A 16,007-nucleotide genomic window follows, 5' to 3' on the forward strand; every position below is an offset into this window, starting at 1 on the left:
TCTCTAGAAGGAATTAGCTATGGATTTATCATTTAAAGACATCAAATTTATGATCGAAGCTGTTGATAATTTGATGGTAAAATATCAAGAAAGAATCAATCAAATTGAAGACTCGGATGAATATGAAGATGAAGTTTCTGATCTAGGGAATGATATAATGTTTTTATCATCACTTCGCAAAAAAATAGATGAAAGTTTAAACGATAGCGTTAGTCCGCAATCAAATACTTCTATTTTCAAACTACTTTCTATTTCTCTTTTCAGATCCCTTTCTATTGGGACGAGAAAATATAGTAAAGAGGAAATCACAAAACCCAAATTAAAGCACTTAGAAGCAAGAATAAAGGCGTTAACCAATCACCCCAACGGACATATAAAGTCTGGGTTTGACGAGGATAAATAGTTTCTGCGTGGATTTGATAGGTATCATAAGCCGATTTCCAGAGAGTTTGCCCATGAGGATTAATAAATCCTGAATAACCTGTATTTGTTGCCCTCACAGCCCATCGATCAGTTTCAATTGCCCGCATGATATCCTGGGCATGATGTTGATCTGCCATTGCAGCAGTATAATGGGCATCATTGGAAGAACTGAGAATAAATTTTCCACCCTTATTGGCTTGATAACGGAAGTTTTCCGCAAACGCAGATTCATAACAAATACCAATAATTGCCCTGCCAAAAGGGGTATCAAAAGTTTGATTAGCCTTACCCGGAACTTGATGTGCTTCTAGTGGTGATAAACGTTGAATAATTCCCCCTAAAATATTTTCAAAAGGAATATATTCTCCTAAGGGTACAAGTTTAGATTTATCGTAACGGCTGGTAATTTCTCCATTCCCAAGAACAGTAAATAAACTATTTGTATAACTACTTCCTTTTTCACCAAAAGCACCTATCCAACCTATGACACCCTTTTCTTTAATAGCAGCCAGTAAAGGAGTTTGTGATAAATCACGGGAAAAAATAGGGATAGCGGCTTCCGGGATCAGAACGGCTTGAGCATCTTGATTAGTTAAACTTAAATATCCTTGAGTGTAACCCGTAATCGCTTGACGCAAACCTTGAGGAAGAACCTTAATTTTATTAGGAATATTTCCTTGAATAATCCCGATTTTTAAAGCTGTGCTGGGGATGGGATTTAGGGGGTTACTGTAGAGAATGAAGCCGATAAAATGGGAAGTGATTAATAGTGTGATTGCTAGTATTAGGTAAGAGTTAACAAACCGCCCAGACGCAGAGGTTTTTGAGGTCTGTTGGGTGAGAAATTCCGCAATTAAGCCATTAAATGCCACAATTACCGCAGTGACAGTATTAGGACCAGAAAGTTGTCCTAAATGAAGAATTACGAGATTTTGCGGTGATTGAGTGTAAGCCAAAGCACTCCACCAAAGAGGACTGGCACTCCAAAGACTTTCTAAACCACACCAAAGGGCTGTACCAATGAGGATACGTAACAAAGGGTTTCCCTTGTCTAGACGCACCATTAAAGCTGCCCAAATAGAGACTAAGATTCCACCCCAGAGGCTAATAAATGCCCAACATAATAAGGTGATAGTTAAACTGGGCAACCAAGGTACACCCAACCAATCCATAGGGTGAATACCAGTGATCCACGATAAGGCTACTCCGTGATAACCGATACCCCAAAGCAGGGCAGGGAGCAGGGGGTGGGGGGCAGGGGGATCTGTTTTGGATGTATATTTAATAATTAGTATCCATAGGGGTACATGGGCAATCCAGGCTAAGAACCATGCACCAATAGGGGCGACGGTTGCACCCATTAACATCCCACTGATAAATGATACTGTATAACAGGTGACAGGGCTGAAAGTCTTTTTAAATTTTGTCATGTAAAGTTGCGATCGCTAATTACTCATCAATTAATGCAGAATGATAAAAGTTTAACTACTGTTCTAGATTTATATATTACTGACATACTCTAATAATTGTTTTTTGCTACCATTTAAACACAAAGACTCAAAAATATATGATGCAAACAATAGCTGTTACTGATGCTATCACGACGATTGCTGAGGCTGAAAAAAGATTTGGGTTAAGTCGTAGTGAATCCCACGATTTTTTTACAGAATGGAATCACAAACTACCTGAAATCAATTCTGATGACCAGACTAACTTAGAAATTTTATGGAAACGTTATATTTATCATCGCTCTGGTGGACATCTATTAGAAGCTACAGTAATGTTATTACTGGTTTCTCCATTACTAACCGTCGCTGGTTTGTATGATCCACCCTTTTGGATTAAAGCTGAAGAATCAGTCCAGATAATAATCGCTGATAGTGAAGAAACTCTACAAGGTAGAATAGATATTTTAATATTACGCGATCAGTTATGGATAATTGTTTTAGAGTCCAAAAAAACTATGTTATCTGTGTGGTCAGCATTACCACAGACTCTAGCTTATCTTATGGCTAATCCTCATCGAAATTATCCCATGTTTGGAATGTTAACTAATGGTGATGATATTGTTTTTGTAAAAATAGAAAATCAAAAATATGGAATTTCTAGAGTATTTGCACCTTTAACTGCCCAAGGTGAATTAGAAATTGCTTGTAGAGTTCTACGTAAGATAGCAGAAATTTGTAAACAGAGTATCTAAACACTGATACAGGCAGGATGCCTGTACCACAATGGTAATAATTTACCCCTCTGCTTCTTCTAGTTCACCATTATCACCTGTGTCAGGGGGAACAATTGCCACTCCGGTAATGGCATCATCTTCGTCTAGACGTTGGACTCTGACTCCAGTGGCTGATCTTGATTGGATAGAAATTGCATTCACCGCTTGACGAATAATGATACCGCGATTGGTGGCCATCATGATTTCTTCGTCGCTGTTGACAATTCGCAAGGTGGCTAATTTGTCTTTGGTCTTGCGGTTTTTGAATTTGGTAGCCATTAAACCTTGACCGGCACGGTTTTGCAGTCGGAATTGGGAAACAGGAACACGTTTACCATAACCAGCCATTGTAATGACTAATACCCAAGGTCCCGTACTGTTGGCATTGCCGACTTCAACGATTTCTTCGGCATTTTCGATTTCCGCAATTTCTGCGGTTTCTACGATTTCTGTGGTTTCTTCAAGTTCTGCGGTTTCCGCAATTTCTGCGGTTTCTACAATTTCTGTGGTTTCTTCAAGTTCTGCGGTTTCTTCTATTTCCCCTTCTATGACAATATCCAAGGTATCGAGAATAGCCGCAGGCAAGATATCCATGCCTATGAGTTCATCTTTACCCTTGAGTTTCATGGATTTCACACCACGAGTTGCTCTACCCAGGGGACGCAGTTGGGAGTGAGTACAGCGGAAGTGAATGGCCATACCTTGACGAGAACCAATGATGATGCTGTCTTCTACTCTAGCTCTTCTCACCCAGCGCAGTTGGTCGCCTTCTTCTAAAGATATGGCAATTAATCCGTTGGCGCGAATATGGCTAAATGCTTCTAAGACGGTTTTTTTGATGTTACCGCCTTTGGTGAGCATAACGAGATATTCCTCGCTGCTAAATTCGTCTACGGGGACAATGGAAGTAATTTTCTCTTCTTTGGGAATAGGCAACATTTGCACAATCGGTGTGCCGCGACTGGTGCGAGAACTCACGGGAATTTGATATGCTCTGAGACAGTAAACGACTCCGCGATCGCTAAAGAATAAGATACTATCGTGATCACAGCAGGTTAGGAAATGCTCAATGGTATCATCATCTTTGACTTTAGCCCCGGCTTTGCCTCTAGTAGCCCGGCTTTGGGATTCAAAGGTGTTAACGGGCATCCGTTTGATGTAACCTTGTTCAGTGACCAGAATAATTGCTTTTTCATTGGCAATTAAGTCAATATCATCTATGTCTCCTTCCCCATGGGTAATTACTGTGCGTCGGGGTGTGGCAAAGCTGGTTTTGATTTGGCTGATTTCGGTTTGAATGATTTCTAGCACCCGTTCCCGGTTAGCTAAAATATCCAATAAGTCGGTAATTTTAACTTGTAAGTCGTCATGTTCGAGGCGAATTTTATCGGCTTCTAAGGCCGTTAATCGGCGTAGCTGCATTTGCAGAATTGCGTCTGCTTGCACTTCCGACAGTCCATAGGTGGTAATTAACTCACCTTTGGCTGTGGGTGCATCTGGTGCATGACGAATTAAAACAATAATTGAATCTAATCGTGATAGGGCAATTAATAATCCCTGTAAGAGGTGATCTCGTTCCTGTGCCTTGCGAAGTTCGTAGCGAGTCCGGCGTTCAATGGAGAGAATACGGAAATCTAGGAAAACACTGAGGAATTGTTTGAGACGGAGGGTTTGGGGTTCACTGTTGACTAATGCCAACATATTCGCCCCAAAGTTAGACTGTAAAGGGGTTTGTTTATAAAGGTTGTTTAAAACGACCCGGGGATAGGCATCACGTTTTAATTCTATAACGATTCTCATGCCGTCGCGATCGCTCTCGTCCCGAATATCGGAAATACCATCAATGCGTTTATCATTCACCAACTCGGCAATTTTTTCAATTAAGGCCGCTTTGTTGGTTTGGTAAGGCAATTCGGTGATGATAATTGCTTCCTTGTCTGGACGGTTGCGTTGTTGAAGGGTTTCAATATTGGCAACACCGCGCATGGTAATGGAACCCCGTCCAGTGGTGTAAGCATCTTTAATGCCACTGACTCCCAAAATCTGCGCCCCAGTTGGGAAGTCGGGTCCGTGAATATGCTGCATTAACTGAAGATCAGTTATTTCGGGATTGTGAATCAGGGCCACTAACCCATCAATCAATTCTCCCAAGTTGTGAGGAGGAATATTTGTGGCCATTCCCACTGCAATTCCTGAAGAACCATTCAGGAGAAGTTGGGGAATGCGGGAAGGTAAAACTGTGGGTTCTTGTTGAGAACCATCGAAGTTATCGGCAAAGTCTACGGTTTCGGCTTCAATATCTTGGAGGAGGGCTACACTGGTTAGGGCGTGTAGACGACATTCTGTGTACCGCATTGCCGCCGGCGGATCATTGTCTACTGAACCAAAGTTACCATGTCCACTGATGAGAGGTGATCGCATGGAGAAATCCTGCGCCATCCGCACCAAAGCATCATATATTGACGTGTCACCGTGAGGGTGATATTTACCCAATACGTCCCCGACTACACGGGCGCACTTTCTAAAGGGGCGATCATGTAGTAAACCCAGTTCGTGCATGGCATAGAGGATGCGACGATGCACAGGTTTAAGACCATCCCTAGCATCTGGCAGCGCCCGACCTACAATGACGCTCATGGCGTATTCTAGATAAGATCGCGACATTTCACCTCGCAAATCCGTCGGGATAATCCTCTCCTGTGAGGTTGTCATAAACTCCAAAACTCCAAAAAATGTAGATTTTAGCTTTCAACTTGACAAAAGACAAAATTATGTCAAATTAACTTTGAATAGTTGTCATATTTTGCTTCAATTCTAACATATTGTCACCCAATTAGCAAAATACCATGCAATCTCCCAAAATACTCAGTAAGTCAGCTTACACCGATTTTTAGCTCAATTAACTACCTTGAACAAAGTTTCGCGCAAAGAGACAAAGTAGCAAAGGCATAAAGATAGAAAAGATCAAAAATCTCGTCGCATATTTATAAAAAAATGTTGTTAATTACTAGAGGATATTTTATCTAAAAAAGTTTTAGTAATACTATCTTCTGTCCTATTATAAATATAGGTTTCTGGCTGTTTGATTTTTGCAGTTTTAAAAGTTTTTTCCGCACGATTCCACAAATCTACATCCTCTCCATAAGTAATATAATTAAATCCCTTTAATTCAAAAAATATGTGTCTTTTCCCAAAAAATGTTCCACCAGCAATACACTCTCTAATACTAATTACTTGATCGGGTTGAAAATAATCAGCAACGAAAAATTCTTCTTTAATTTCCCATCCACCTTCAATCAAGTCAATTTCCGGATGACATTTCATAAATTCTATTCGTGATTCTAGATGATTAGGTTTATATGTATCATCACTGTCAATAAATGTGATATAACTGCCGAAGGATGCTTGAATACCTGCATTTCTGGCATAAGCCAATTTACGATTTTGATGTTTAAGATAACGAATATTATTAAATTTTTGTAAGTAACCATTGACAATTTCAAAAGTATTATCTTGGCTACCATCGTCAACTATGACTAATTCAAAATCCTGAAAGGTTTGTTGCAATACACTATTTATGCAATCGGTTAAGTATTTTGCCCGATTGTAGGTAGATAGCACAATGGAGATCGTGGGTTTTGGAAAAAAATTTATACTAGGCATTTACTGAAATAGAACAAAGTTTTCTGAAATTAGGTATAACTTGCATATTATACGTTATTTATGGATTAGTATAAAAAACATACGTTTTTTCAACATCCTTCAACATGATTAATCAAAATCAGCTTATTCAGCGAGAGTTAAATCAGGACATAAGAAGTACAGAATTATATCCTAAAATTACAGTTGTTATGCCAGTATACAATAGTGAAAAATATCTTGACACAGCCATAAAAAGTATTTTAAATCAAACTTTTACGAATTTTGAATTTATCATTGTAGATGATGCTTCAACAGATAGCAGCGTAGAAATTATCAATTCTTATCAAGATCAACGGATTAAATTAATTCAAAATAATGTCAATCAAGGGATTCCAATCAGTAGAAATAAATCTTTAGCAGCATCATCAGGTGAATACATTGCTATTCTAGATAGTGATGATTATGCTTATCCATCTAGGTTAGCAGAACAGCTTGAGTTTATGGAAAACAACCCAGACTTTGGTATGGTTGGTTCTTGGGTGGAATTAATGGATGAAAATGGTGATTTGACTGGTGAAGTATGGAATGAAGAAGAACCTAATCAAAAAATTCCCTGTAGGTTGCTATTCCATAACTATTTTGCTCAGTCAGCGGTTTTTCTCAGAAGAAGTGCTTTAGATGCGGTGGAAATCAATGGAGAGTTTTACAGAAAAGATTATCCCAATGCTCAAGATTACGATCTATGGGTAAGAATATCCAGAAAATTCAAAGTTTGGAATCTGCCCAAAGTTTTGATTAAGTACCGTGTACATTCTAATTGTATAAGTCTCAAAGCAGCAAATTTAGTTGAAAGCTTGACCTGTAAAATAGTTACTGATCAAATTAATCAGTTAGGTATTCAACCTACGGCTAAAGAATTAGCATTACATAGACAGATAGGAGCATACGATCCAAAAGAAATTGATCCATCTATAGAGTACATGAAAGAAGTAGCAAATTGGTTGACCATGCTCAGAAATGCTAATCACAAAATTGGGTTATATGATCATCATCACTTTAATCAAGTTCTAGACGATTTACGATTAAAGAATCTCCGCGTCTAAAGACTCCGAGAATGTCAATTGGATAATTTTTAAGTAGGTAGGCATAATTAAATATAATATGGGCAGGCTAGAAGCCCACATGAGGAAAAGACTCGGGGGACAAGGCAGACAAGGTGACAAGGGAGAAAACACGTATAAAGGAATGTATGATCAGTAAAAAAGTAAACCGTAGTCCGAGTATTTTGTGGATAAAATCCTCCTTGTCTACTATCCTTCCTTCTCTTCCTGGTCTTGCCTTTACGGGGTGGGCTTGGTGGACTTCCAAGAGTTAACAATATTATTTTGATATTATTTCAGCCCATCTACATTACAGCAATTCCGGGTGTTATGAGGTACAAGAACCCCACCCCCAACCCCCTCCCCGCAAGCGATGAGGGGGCTAAGATGTACCTCATAAGAGCGGAAACCGCTGTAATAAGCTAAAAAACATTTAATTTACCAATACCTTAGCCAAATCAAAAAATTCCTTGATTCGTAGGTTGGCTTGAGTCCCGTCCACGCAGTGTATCGTAAGGCACAATCCGACAAATAGGTTGGGTTTCTCTTCGTTCAACCTAACCTACAAAAAAATGGCGAAGGTATTGATTTACACAATCGAATTAAACATAACTCTTGTGGGGTGGGCATCTTGCCCGCCCAGCTTATGCAACTTAAATGTTGATTAGCTTATTCTGATACTTTTAACCGAGACATTACCCGACATCTGAGATATCGTGAATATCTAGTATAACATCACCAATTTAGTCGGTGAAGGTGGTATCCCACATTGCCTTAGAACATAATTCCAAGGCTCTTGATTGTCTATCAACGAGTTCAATACCCAAATTTTCTCTAGAACTACCAAGTTTTCTAATGAAAGGTTTATTTTCTTTGTAGCCATTCAAGTCTATTCGGAACTATTACAGTTACTCAAAATATTTATTGACTTTAAATTAACTACAAAACTCTCGTATATATTTAATATTATGAACCTATTGTCGGGAAATGTCAATAGATGTCTGAAGATTTGATGTCCTATTCTTTATTCTCCCAATGTCTCAAATAACTTCGCTAACATCACATTAGAAAATATAAAACCATCGGGATCGCTAAAACGTAATCTATCTCCGACAATCTTCACCCAACCTTGAGCAAAGTATGGTTGCAAACAGCTTTGAATTTTGTCTACTTGATGGTGGCCAAATTTTACGGCTAGGGAATTTAAACTGATTCCTTCGGCTAACCGTAACCCTAACATTAAAGTTTCTAACAAGACATCTACCGCTGGTGTAACTTCGCAATCAATGACTACACCGTTTTTTAACCATTGGTAATATTCCTGGGTTTTGCGGGGGCGGGTGAAGCGTTTACCTTCTATATAGCTGGCTGCACCCATGCCAAAGCCATAATAGGGGCGATTTTGCCAATAAACTCGATTATGCTGGCATTGATGTCCTAGTTGGGCATAGTTGGAAATTTCGTAATGTTCGTAACCTGCATCTGTTAGGGTTTTTTGCGCGAGTTGATACATTTTGACTGTAGTTTCATCTGTGGGTAAGGGATGATCTCCCGGTTTGTAATAACGATTGAAGGCTGTTCCTGGTTCAATTGTCAGGTCATAGATGGAAATGTGAGTTGGTGCGGCTGTTACTGCTTGGGTTAAGGAATCTTGCCATTGTTCTAAGGACTGATACGGTAAGCCGGAGATTAAATCTAAGCTAAATTCGGGAATCTCGACTTTGTGAATTAACTCTATAGCTGTAAAAATATCTTTAAGTGTATGCGATCGCCCAGCAGCTTTTAACAATTCTTCCTGGAAGGCTTGCACACCTAAACTGACCCGATTTACGCCTGAACTGCGATAACCAGCTAGATGTGCTAAATCAAACGTCCCTGGATCAATTTCCATAGAAATTTCCACCTGAGCAGCAACCCCAAATTGCTTCTCTAAGGTTGTTAGTATACATTGCAACTGTTCAGTTGATAACAGAGAAGGAGTACCACCACCAAAAAAAATTGTTTCTAAAGGCTGACCATAAATGGGTGCAATTCTGATTTCTTGACATAAAACTTCAACATATTCGCTAATTGTCCCCGAATTTTCGCCTCGTGAGTTATCTCCGACCACAAACACAGGAAAATCACAATAAAAACATCGTCGCCGACAAAAGGGAATATGTACATAAGCAGAACGGGGAATCCCCCAACCAATATCTTGTTGACTCATTTGCAGAAATAGTGAAGTTAATTGGATTTGAAGATTAAAAATAATAAAAATGAGGAGTTTGTTGACAACTTTTTCGCCTTTTTCCCTAAAATTAAAAATAATATGCAGTAAAAACCCTTTGGTTATAATGTTGGCATATTCTGTCTGCCTGAGCAGCTAATATTATTCCATCACCAAAAAGGACTCAAGCAAGCGGACTTTACTCTATCAAATAAATATCGTTGTAGGAACACAACACAATCATGCTGGATGTCATTATTATTCTCTCATTTATCTTAGCAGCGGCGGGGATAGGTTATTTCAGCACTGATCTACTCCCCCCAGGTACTCTTGATGGAGTCACTAATTTAGATGCCTTGCGCTTAATTTTAGCTGTGTTTACGGCTATTGTCGGTGGTGCAGTCGGGCTGAGTTTCCAGATTACATACCGTCGTCTAGAGTCACAAGTTCGAGAACTACCCCTAGAAGTTATTTTAACCCGGGCCATTGGCTTAGTAATTGGGCTATTACTCGCCAATCTCATGTTGGCACCGCTATTTTTATTACCCATTCCCACAGATTTTGGCTTTATTAAACCCCTTGTAGCTGTTGTTGGCAGTATTATCCTCTCTGTGACTGGGATGAACTTGGCAGATACTCACGGACGGGGTTTATTAAGATTAATTAACCCCAATACTGTGGAAAGTATGGTGGTGGAAGGAACTCTTAAACCTGCTAACACCAAAGTTTTAGATACTAGCTGTATTATAGACGGACGAATTGAAACATTACTAGAAACAGGATTTTTAGAAGGGCTAATTCTTGTCCCCCAATTTGTTTTACAAGAATTACAACAAGTAGCTGATGCGAGTAAGGATATAAAACGGGTGAGGGGAAGAAGAGGACTAGAAATTCTCAACCGGATTCGAGAAACTTACCCAGATCGCATTTTAATTAATCCTGTAGATTATGAAGATACTGCGACTGTTGATGCCAAATTAGTCCGGTTTGCTCAAGAAATCAATGGCACATTACTCACCAATGATTACAACTTATCCAAAGTTGCCAGTGTGCAAAAAGTCCCAGTTTTGAATGTTCACGACTTAGTAAATGCGGTACGTCCGACTTATTTACCTGGTGATTATCTGGATTTAAAAATTCTTAAAGCAGGTAAAGAACCAAGTCAGGGAATTGGCTATTTAGATGATGGCACAATGGTAGTAGTGGAAGAAGGAAGTCCTTATGTTGGTGGTGAATTGAGGGTAGTAGTTACCAGTGCTTTACAAACTTCAGCCGGTCGGATGATTTTTGCTAAACCCCAAGCTTCCGCATTAGCCTAAGGAATATGGTAGGAAAAATTAGAGTTAAACTATGCAATCGGTGTGGGTAAACTGCACCGATTTTGTATAGAGTTAAAACAGTTTCAATGATAATTGAACGCGGATAAACGCTAATGGACGCAGATGAAGATGTGTCAATCAATGGATTTTAAGATTCTGTGCAGCCTCATAATGAAATTTTGTATTAGACATTTGGTAGAAATTAAATATGCGTGACATGAAACCTTTGTAGAGACGTTCCAGGTCACGTCTCTACATTTATTCCTGGAGATGTCTATTAGATATTTGATATTCTCTGACTATCATTATGGTGTTTTTACAGGTTTAATATTTTTAGCTTTATAAAATGTTTCTAAACTATCAGTATCACCCACAAACCGCCAATGCCAAGGTTCATAACTCACACCTTGAACATTATCTTTAGGAAAGGAAATTTCAAAACTAAACTTGGCAGCATTAGCTTGTAACCATTGATAAGCTTTAGTATTATCAAAATTGGCTTGGAGATTAGTCGCTGGGACTGTGCCATCACCAACATCCACAGCATAACCTGTATGATGTTCACTATGATTAGGAGGTGCGCTGAGGGCGGCTCTTTCCGCTGGGGTTTGATTACGCTGTGCGCCCACACCGAAAAATAACTGCTTTTGCTCTTGTACAGAACGAAAGCCAGAAATTGGGACTAAATTTACACCCGCACTTCTAGCCGCTTGTACCATTGCTTGAAACTTGACAGCAGCAGATTTTCGCATTCTGATTCTACTGTCACCTGTAATTGGTGCTAATTCTGATTCTGGTGCTTCTGAATATGGGAAGTGTCCTAACACCGTACCATTATCATTAATTGGTGTATTTGTAGTTGCAGGTGTAGGATTAATCGGTGCAACCGCAGAATTAGTAGTTTGTTTAGGTGTCGTCAGAGAAAACAAAAAACCACTAATAACAGCCAGCAGCAGAAATCCAGCAAATCCAGATAAGATTAAAACTTGTGGTTTTAATTCTATCTTCCTGCCAGTATCATTCGTATCGCGTAGAGCCACCGGAATATCATCACTAGAGTGAGAATTTGAATTATATGGTTTTTTAGGAAACCCAGCTTTATTCAAGTTTTTGCTCCTGTTTGTGTTTAATAATTAAGGAAAGAAAGAGTTTTTTTAATTTTTAATTCTTAATTTTGAATTGTTCTAGGTGTAATTTTGATAAATCTTTTAGAACTATATATCAAGTTAGTGGGATTAATCCTCGGAGGATTCATATTAGGACGTAAATTACCTGGCGATGCTTCTACTTACGTAGGTCAGTTTCTCTTTTGGGTGGGAGTACCCATCAGTATTATTGGTTTTTTAATACAAACAGATTTATCAGGGCAGATTTGGATTGCACCAGTAATAGCACACTTAGCCATCTTTTTAGGAGCATTGTTAGCTTGGTTAAAAATCAAAGTACAAGCCTATTTGAGCAATTCAGTCCCCCAACCAGCAACTCAAGGTAGTTTGATTTTAGCAGCAATGGTAGGGAATACAGGTTATTTGGGTTTTCCCATCACTTTAGCAATGGTTGGTAAAGAATATTTTGCTTGGGCTTTATTCTACGATATGTTGGGTTCACTTTTTGGAGCTTATGGGTTAGGAGTGGTTCTCGCTGCTAAGTTTGGTAATAATATCCAAAATCATATCCAAATAGCCAAGGTAATTTTCATTAATCCTGCTTTGTGGAGTTTTGGATTTGGCTTATTATTACATCAATTTGCGCTTCCCTCTCCAGTGGTATTTTGTTTAGAAACATTGGCTTGGGGTGCGGTGGCTTTATCTTTAATGTTAATTGGCATGAGACTTTCACAACTGAAATCTTGGCGAAAACTGCCACAAGCTGGGAGTAGTATCTTGATCAAAATGTTACTAGTTCCGCTGATTTTGGGTAGCACTCTTTCCCTGTTTGGGGTGACAGGTAACGCTGCACAGGTGATAGTTTTGCAAATGGGAATGCCTCCAGCTTTAGCTACACTGGTAATAGCGGAAACTTTTAATCTTGATCGTGATTTAGCCGTTACCGCTTTAGCTATGGGGATTATAGTATTATTATTTACTCTGCCTGTTTGGTTATGGTTGTTTTAAGTGAACCATTTAAGTATATATCGTGATAATTTCCAGAGTTTTTGATAAACTAAAAATAGCTCTGAAAGAAAGTATCAAGTAATAACAGTTACTAATTCATTAAAGGCCAGGTAAATTATGACCGTAAACACCGATTTACAATCTTTATATGAAATAGATGAAAGCTTATGGTTAGAAGAAACAGTTATTTTATTGAAAGAAAAACGTTTCCAAGACTTAGACTTAAATAATTTAATTGAGGAGTTAGAAGCATTGGGAAAAAGAGATAAAAACGCTGTTGCTAGTTTACTAGAACAAATAATTAGGCATCTGTTATTATTGCAATATTGGACAGAAGAATATGAAACCAATGGAAATCATTGGCGAACAGAAATTATTGGTTTTCGTAACCAACTTGAGAGATTATTAACCAATAATTTACAAAGTTATCTTCATAGTGAATTAGAAAAAATCTATAAAAGTACCTTAAAATATGTTAAACAAAAAACTAGATTTAAAATTGATTTCCCAGAACATTGTCCTTATAGTTTAGAGCAAATTTTAGATGAAACTTATTTGTAAATTGAGAATAATAAATGCGAGTATAGACGTTCCATGGAAAGTCTCTACAATATTTTTGGGTATTTTGAACTTTATCACCTGTTAAGTAAATGGGCTGAAATAATATCAAAATAATATTGTTAACTCTCGGGTGTTCACCAAGCCCACCCCGTAAAGGCAAGACCAGGAAGAGAAGGAAGGATAGTAGACAAGGAGGATTTTATCCACAAAATACTCGGACTACGGTTTACTTTTTTACTGATCATACATTCCTTTATACGTGTTTTCTCCCTTGTCACCTTGTCTGCCTTGTCCCCCGAGTCTTTTCCTCATGTGGGCTTCTAGCCTGCCCATATTATATTTAATTATGCCTACCTACTTACCTTTGATAACGGCTAAATTTTGCTTTTCTGCCAATTCAGCAGGAGTAATATTTTCATAATGTTCAAAAGGTTGATGAATCCAGGGGTTATCAGCAAGATAATCAACCTGGTAATCAGGAACTATGGCTGAACAAGCTTTATACCAAATTACAGCGGTGCGAATTTCCTCTATAGGGGATTGGCTATAGGAGTTTAACCAAGGAATTGTTTGTTGTAGAGTGATTCCAGAGTCTACTAAATCATCTACTAGCAGAATCCGTGAACCTAAATTTTCGCTAGTCATGGTCAATTGATGAGAAATAATTAAATTACTTCTTTCATGTTTATCCGCGTCGTTGTAAGATGAAGTAGATAAAATTGCTAATGGTTGATTATAAATGCGAGAAAGAATATCCCCTACTCGTAGTCCACCCCTAGCTAAACAGACAATTTGGTTAAATTGCCAGTCTGATTGATAAATCTTTACAGCCAATTGTTCAATTTTGTGGTGATAATCTGACCAAGAAATGTAAAGGTCTGACATAAGACTAAAATAAGTGTGTTAACAATTGTCAATTAATATGGGTGTGATTTATGGTTAAAGATGATTCTGATAATAACAATTTTCCTAAATCTCTGACAAGTGAAAAATTAAATTTTAAAACTAAACTAGCTTATGGGGCTGGAGATTTGGGACCAGCTATTACTGGAAATATTGCTGTTTTTTACTTGATGGTTTTCTTTACCAATGTAGCAGGAATTCCGGCGGGTTTGGCAGGTAGTATTTTGATGATTGGCAAAATTTGGGATGGTATCAATGATCCGATTGTGGGAATGTTGACTGATAAAACCCAATCCCGTCGTTGGGGTCGTCGTCTTCCTTGGCTTTTATATGGGGCAATTCCCTTTGGTTTTTTCTCTTTTTTGCAGTGGATTGTTCCTGAATTTAGTGCTGATAAAAATATTAATATTTGGGGTTTATTTTGGTATTATGTGATAATTGGGGTTATATCTCAGGCATTTTTTACTGTTGTTAATTTGCCTTATACAGCCATGACTCCTGAATTAACTCAGGATTACGATGAACGCACTAGTCTGAATAGTTTTCGCTTTACGTTTTCTATTGGTGGCAGTATTTTATCATTGATTTTAGCAAAAATAATTTTTTCACAAATTGCAGATCGTCAACAACAATATTTAGTATTAGCGGCAGTTTGTACGGTAATTGCAGTTTTGTCTTTGTATTGGTGCGTTTATGGGGTGCGCGATCGCATTTTGGCTTTTGAAGCTAAACGCATTTCTTTACCACAAGAAGCAGAAATTCCCTTTTTTGAACAGCTAAAAATTGTTTTTAGTAATAAACCTTTTCTTTTTGTCATTGCTATATATCTTTTTTCTTGGTTAGGTGTGCAAATCACAGCCAGCATTATTCCCTATTTCGTGGTTAACTGTATGCGTCTGCAAGAGGGAGATGTACCCAATGTCATGATTGCAGTCCAGGGAACGGCTTTAGTAATGTTATTTGTTTGGAGTTATTTAAGTAAAAAAATTGGTAAAAAACTGGTTTATTTTCTAGGAATGAGTTCCTGGATTATCGCTGCTGCTGGATTATTTTTCTTGCAGCCGAATCAAGTTGGTTTAATGTATGTTATGGCTGTAATGGCAGGTGTGGGAGTTTCTACAGCTTATCTCATTCCTTGGTCAATGATCCCTGATGTGATTGAATTAGATGAATTGCAAACTGGACAACGACGCGAAGGCATTTTTTATGGTTTCATGGTTTTATTGCAAAAATTTGGTTTAGCTTTCGGGTTATTTCTAGTTGGTAACACTTTACAAGCTTATGGTTTTAAAGAAGCTGTAATTGGACAAACTTCTTTACCTATACAACCTGAATCAGCACTTTTAGCTATTCGGATTGCTGTTGGACCGATACCAACTGTTTGTTTGATTGCAGGTTTAGTTTTAATCTACTTCTATCCCATTACCCGCGAAATGCACGCGGAAATCATGCTAAAACTGCAAGCACAGCGGGAGAAAGTTGGTTAAACCCTAAGAGAAAAACCATAGTTATTGA

General features: G+C 38.3%; 14 protein-coding genes. 7 read left to right on the forward strand and 7 right to left on the reverse strand.

Annotated features, from left to right (window positions below; all coding sequences use genetic code 11):
- Nucleotides 1-19 precede the first annotated feature (19 nt).
- Nucleotides 20-403: a hypothetical protein gene (locus EZY12_20830; GenBank protein QSX67154.1), complete on the forward strand. Its 384-nt coding sequence runs from the start codon at nucleotides 20-22 to the stop codon at nucleotides 401-403.
- Here EZY12_20830 and lnt read toward each other — a convergent pair.
- The gene (gene lnt / locus EZY12_20835) at nucleotides 306-1,784 is read right to left on the reverse strand and encodes an apolipoprotein N-acyltransferase (GenBank protein QSX70759.1); all 1,479 of its coding nucleotides are present in this window, start codon (nucleotides 1,782-1,784) and stop codon (nucleotides 306-308) included. The genes EZY12_20830 and lnt overlap by 98 nt on opposite strands.
- A 209-nt stretch (nucleotides 1,785-1,993) precedes the next feature.
- Here lnt and EZY12_20840 point away from each other — a divergent pair, with 209 nt between their 5' ends.
- Nucleotides 1,994-2,623 carry a type I restriction endonuclease subunit R gene (locus EZY12_20840; GenBank protein QSX70760.1) on the forward strand — a complete coding sequence of 210 codons (630 nt, stop codon included), beginning with the start codon at nucleotides 1,994-1,996 and terminating at the stop codon, nucleotides 2,621-2,623.
- A gap of 42 nt (nucleotides 2,624-2,665) precedes the next feature.
- Here EZY12_20840 and gyrA read toward each other — a convergent pair whose 3' ends face one another.
- Together gyrA and EZY12_20850 are read right to left on the reverse strand one after the other, a co-directional pair.
- Nucleotides 2,666-5,356 carry a DNA gyrase subunit A gene (gene gyrA / locus EZY12_20845; protein QSX67155.1) on the reverse strand — a complete coding sequence of 897 codons (2,691 nt, stop codon included), beginning with the start codon at nucleotides 5,354-5,356 and terminating at the stop codon, nucleotides 2,666-2,668.
- Between the two features lie 288 nt (nucleotides 5,357-5,644).
- Nucleotides 5,645-6,307 carry a glycosyltransferase family 2 protein gene (locus tag EZY12_20850; GenBank protein QSX67156.1) on the reverse strand — a complete coding sequence of 221 codons (663 nt, stop codon included), beginning with the start codon at nucleotides 6,305-6,307 and terminating at the stop codon, nucleotides 5,645-5,647.
- 107 nt (nucleotides 6,308-6,414) lie between these two features.
- Between EZY12_20850 and EZY12_20855 the strand changes: the two genes are divergently transcribed.
- On the forward strand, nucleotides 6,415-7,389 hold the full coding sequence (locus EZY12_20855) for a glycosyltransferase (GenBank protein ID QSX70761.1): 975 nt from the start codon (nucleotides 6,415-6,417) through the stop codon (nucleotides 7,387-7,389).
- Between the two features lie 740 nt (nucleotides 7,390-8,129).
- Here EZY12_20855 and EZY12_20860 read toward each other — a convergent pair.
- Entirely contained in the window at nucleotides 8,130-8,273 is a 144-nt protein-coding gene (locus EZY12_20860) for a hypothetical protein (protein QSX67157.1), read from the reverse strand.
- A gap of 137 nt (nucleotides 8,274-8,410) precedes the next feature.
- Nucleotides 8,411-9,595: a coproporphyrinogen III oxidase gene (locus EZY12_20865; protein QSX67158.1), complete on the reverse strand. Its 1,185-nt coding sequence runs from the start codon at nucleotides 9,593-9,595 to the stop codon at nucleotides 8,411-8,413.
- 242 nt (nucleotides 9,596-9,837) lie between these two features.
- Between EZY12_20865 and EZY12_20870 the strand changes: the two genes are divergently transcribed.
- Nucleotides 9,838-10,914, forward strand: coding sequence for a PIN/TRAM domain-containing protein (locus tag EZY12_20870; protein QSX67159.1), 1,077 nt, complete (start codon nucleotides 9,838-9,840; stop codon nucleotides 10,912-10,914).
- 305 nt (nucleotides 10,915-11,219) lie between these two features.
- Here EZY12_20870 and EZY12_20875 read toward each other — a convergent pair whose 3' ends face one another.
- Nucleotides 11,220-12,020, reverse strand: coding sequence for a D-alanyl-D-alanine carboxypeptidase family protein (locus EZY12_20875; protein QSX67160.1), 801 nt, complete (start codon nucleotides 12,018-12,020; stop codon nucleotides 11,220-11,222).
- A gap of 90 nt (nucleotides 12,021-12,110) precedes the next feature.
- On the opposite strand from EZY12_20875, the gene EZY12_20880 reads away from it, so the two are divergent.
- Both EZY12_20880 and EZY12_20885 read left to right on the forward strand, forming a co-directional pair.
- Nucleotides 12,111-13,028: an AEC family transporter gene (locus EZY12_20880; GenBank protein QSX67161.1), complete on the forward strand. Its 918-nt coding sequence runs from the start codon at nucleotides 12,111-12,113 to the stop codon at nucleotides 13,026-13,028.
- 117 nt (nucleotides 13,029-13,145) lie between these two features.
- Nucleotides 13,146-13,589 carry a DUF29 domain-containing protein gene (locus EZY12_20885; protein QSX67162.1) on the forward strand — a complete coding sequence of 148 codons (444 nt, stop codon included), beginning with the start codon at nucleotides 13,146-13,148 and terminating at the stop codon, nucleotides 13,587-13,589.
- Nucleotides 13,590-13,943: 354 nt separating this feature from the next.
- On the opposite strand, the gene EZY12_20890 is transcribed toward EZY12_20885, so the two are convergent.
- Nucleotides 13,944-14,474: a phosphoribosyltransferase gene (locus EZY12_20890; GenBank protein ID QSX67163.1), complete on the reverse strand. Its 531-nt coding sequence runs from the start codon at nucleotides 14,472-14,474 to the stop codon at nucleotides 13,944-13,946.
- 50 nt (nucleotides 14,475-14,524) lie between these two features.
- Between EZY12_20890 and EZY12_20895 the strand changes: the two genes are divergently transcribed.
- Nucleotides 14,525-15,979, forward strand: a complete 1,455-nt coding sequence (locus tag EZY12_20895) for an MFS transporter (protein ID QSX67164.1) — start codon at nucleotides 14,525-14,527, stop codon at nucleotides 15,977-15,979.
- Nucleotides 15,980-16,007 lie beyond the last annotated feature (28 nt).

The organism is Dolichospermum sp. DET69 (genome assembly GCA_017355425.1).
Lineage (GTDB): Bacteria > Cyanobacteriota > Cyanobacteriia > Cyanobacteriales > Nostocaceae > Dolichospermum.

Bases quoted from the DNA above. Each gene is read 5' to 3' on its own strand.
- EZY12_20830 (QSX67154.1), top strand. From the start codon at position 20: ATGGATTTATCATTTAAAGACATCAAATTTATGATCGAAGCTGTTGAT.
- lnt (QSX70759.1), bottom strand. From the start codon at position 1,784: ATGGGTGCAACCGTCGCCCCTATTGGTGCATGGTTCTTAGCCTGGATT.
- EZY12_20840 (QSX70760.1), top strand. From the start codon at position 1,994: ATGCAAACAATAGCTGTTACTGATGCTATCACGACGATTGCTGAGGCT.
- gyrA (QSX67155.1), bottom strand. From the start codon at position 5,356: ATGACAACCTCACAGGAGAGGATTATCCCGACGGATTTGCGAGGTGAA.
- EZY12_20850 (QSX67156.1), bottom strand. From the start codon at position 6,307: ATGCCTAGTATAAATTTTTTTCCAAAACCCACGATCTCCATTGTGCTA.
- EZY12_20865 (QSX67158.1), bottom strand. From the start codon at position 9,595: ATGAGTCAACAAGATATTGGTTGGGGGATTCCCCGTTCTGCTTATGTA.
- EZY12_20870 (QSX67159.1), top strand. From the start codon at position 9,838: ATGCTGGATGTCATTATTATTCTCTCATTTATCTTAGCAGCGGCGGGG.
- EZY12_20885 (QSX67162.1), top strand. From the start codon at position 13,146: ATGACCGTAAACACCGATTTACAATCTTTATATGAAATAGATGAAAGC.
- EZY12_20890 (QSX67163.1), bottom strand. From the start codon at position 14,474: ATGTCAGACCTTTACATTTCTTGGTCAGATTATCACCACAAAATTGAA.
- EZY12_20895 (QSX67164.1), top strand. From the start codon at position 14,525: ATGGTTAAAGATGATTCTGATAATAACAATTTTCCTAAATCTCTGACA.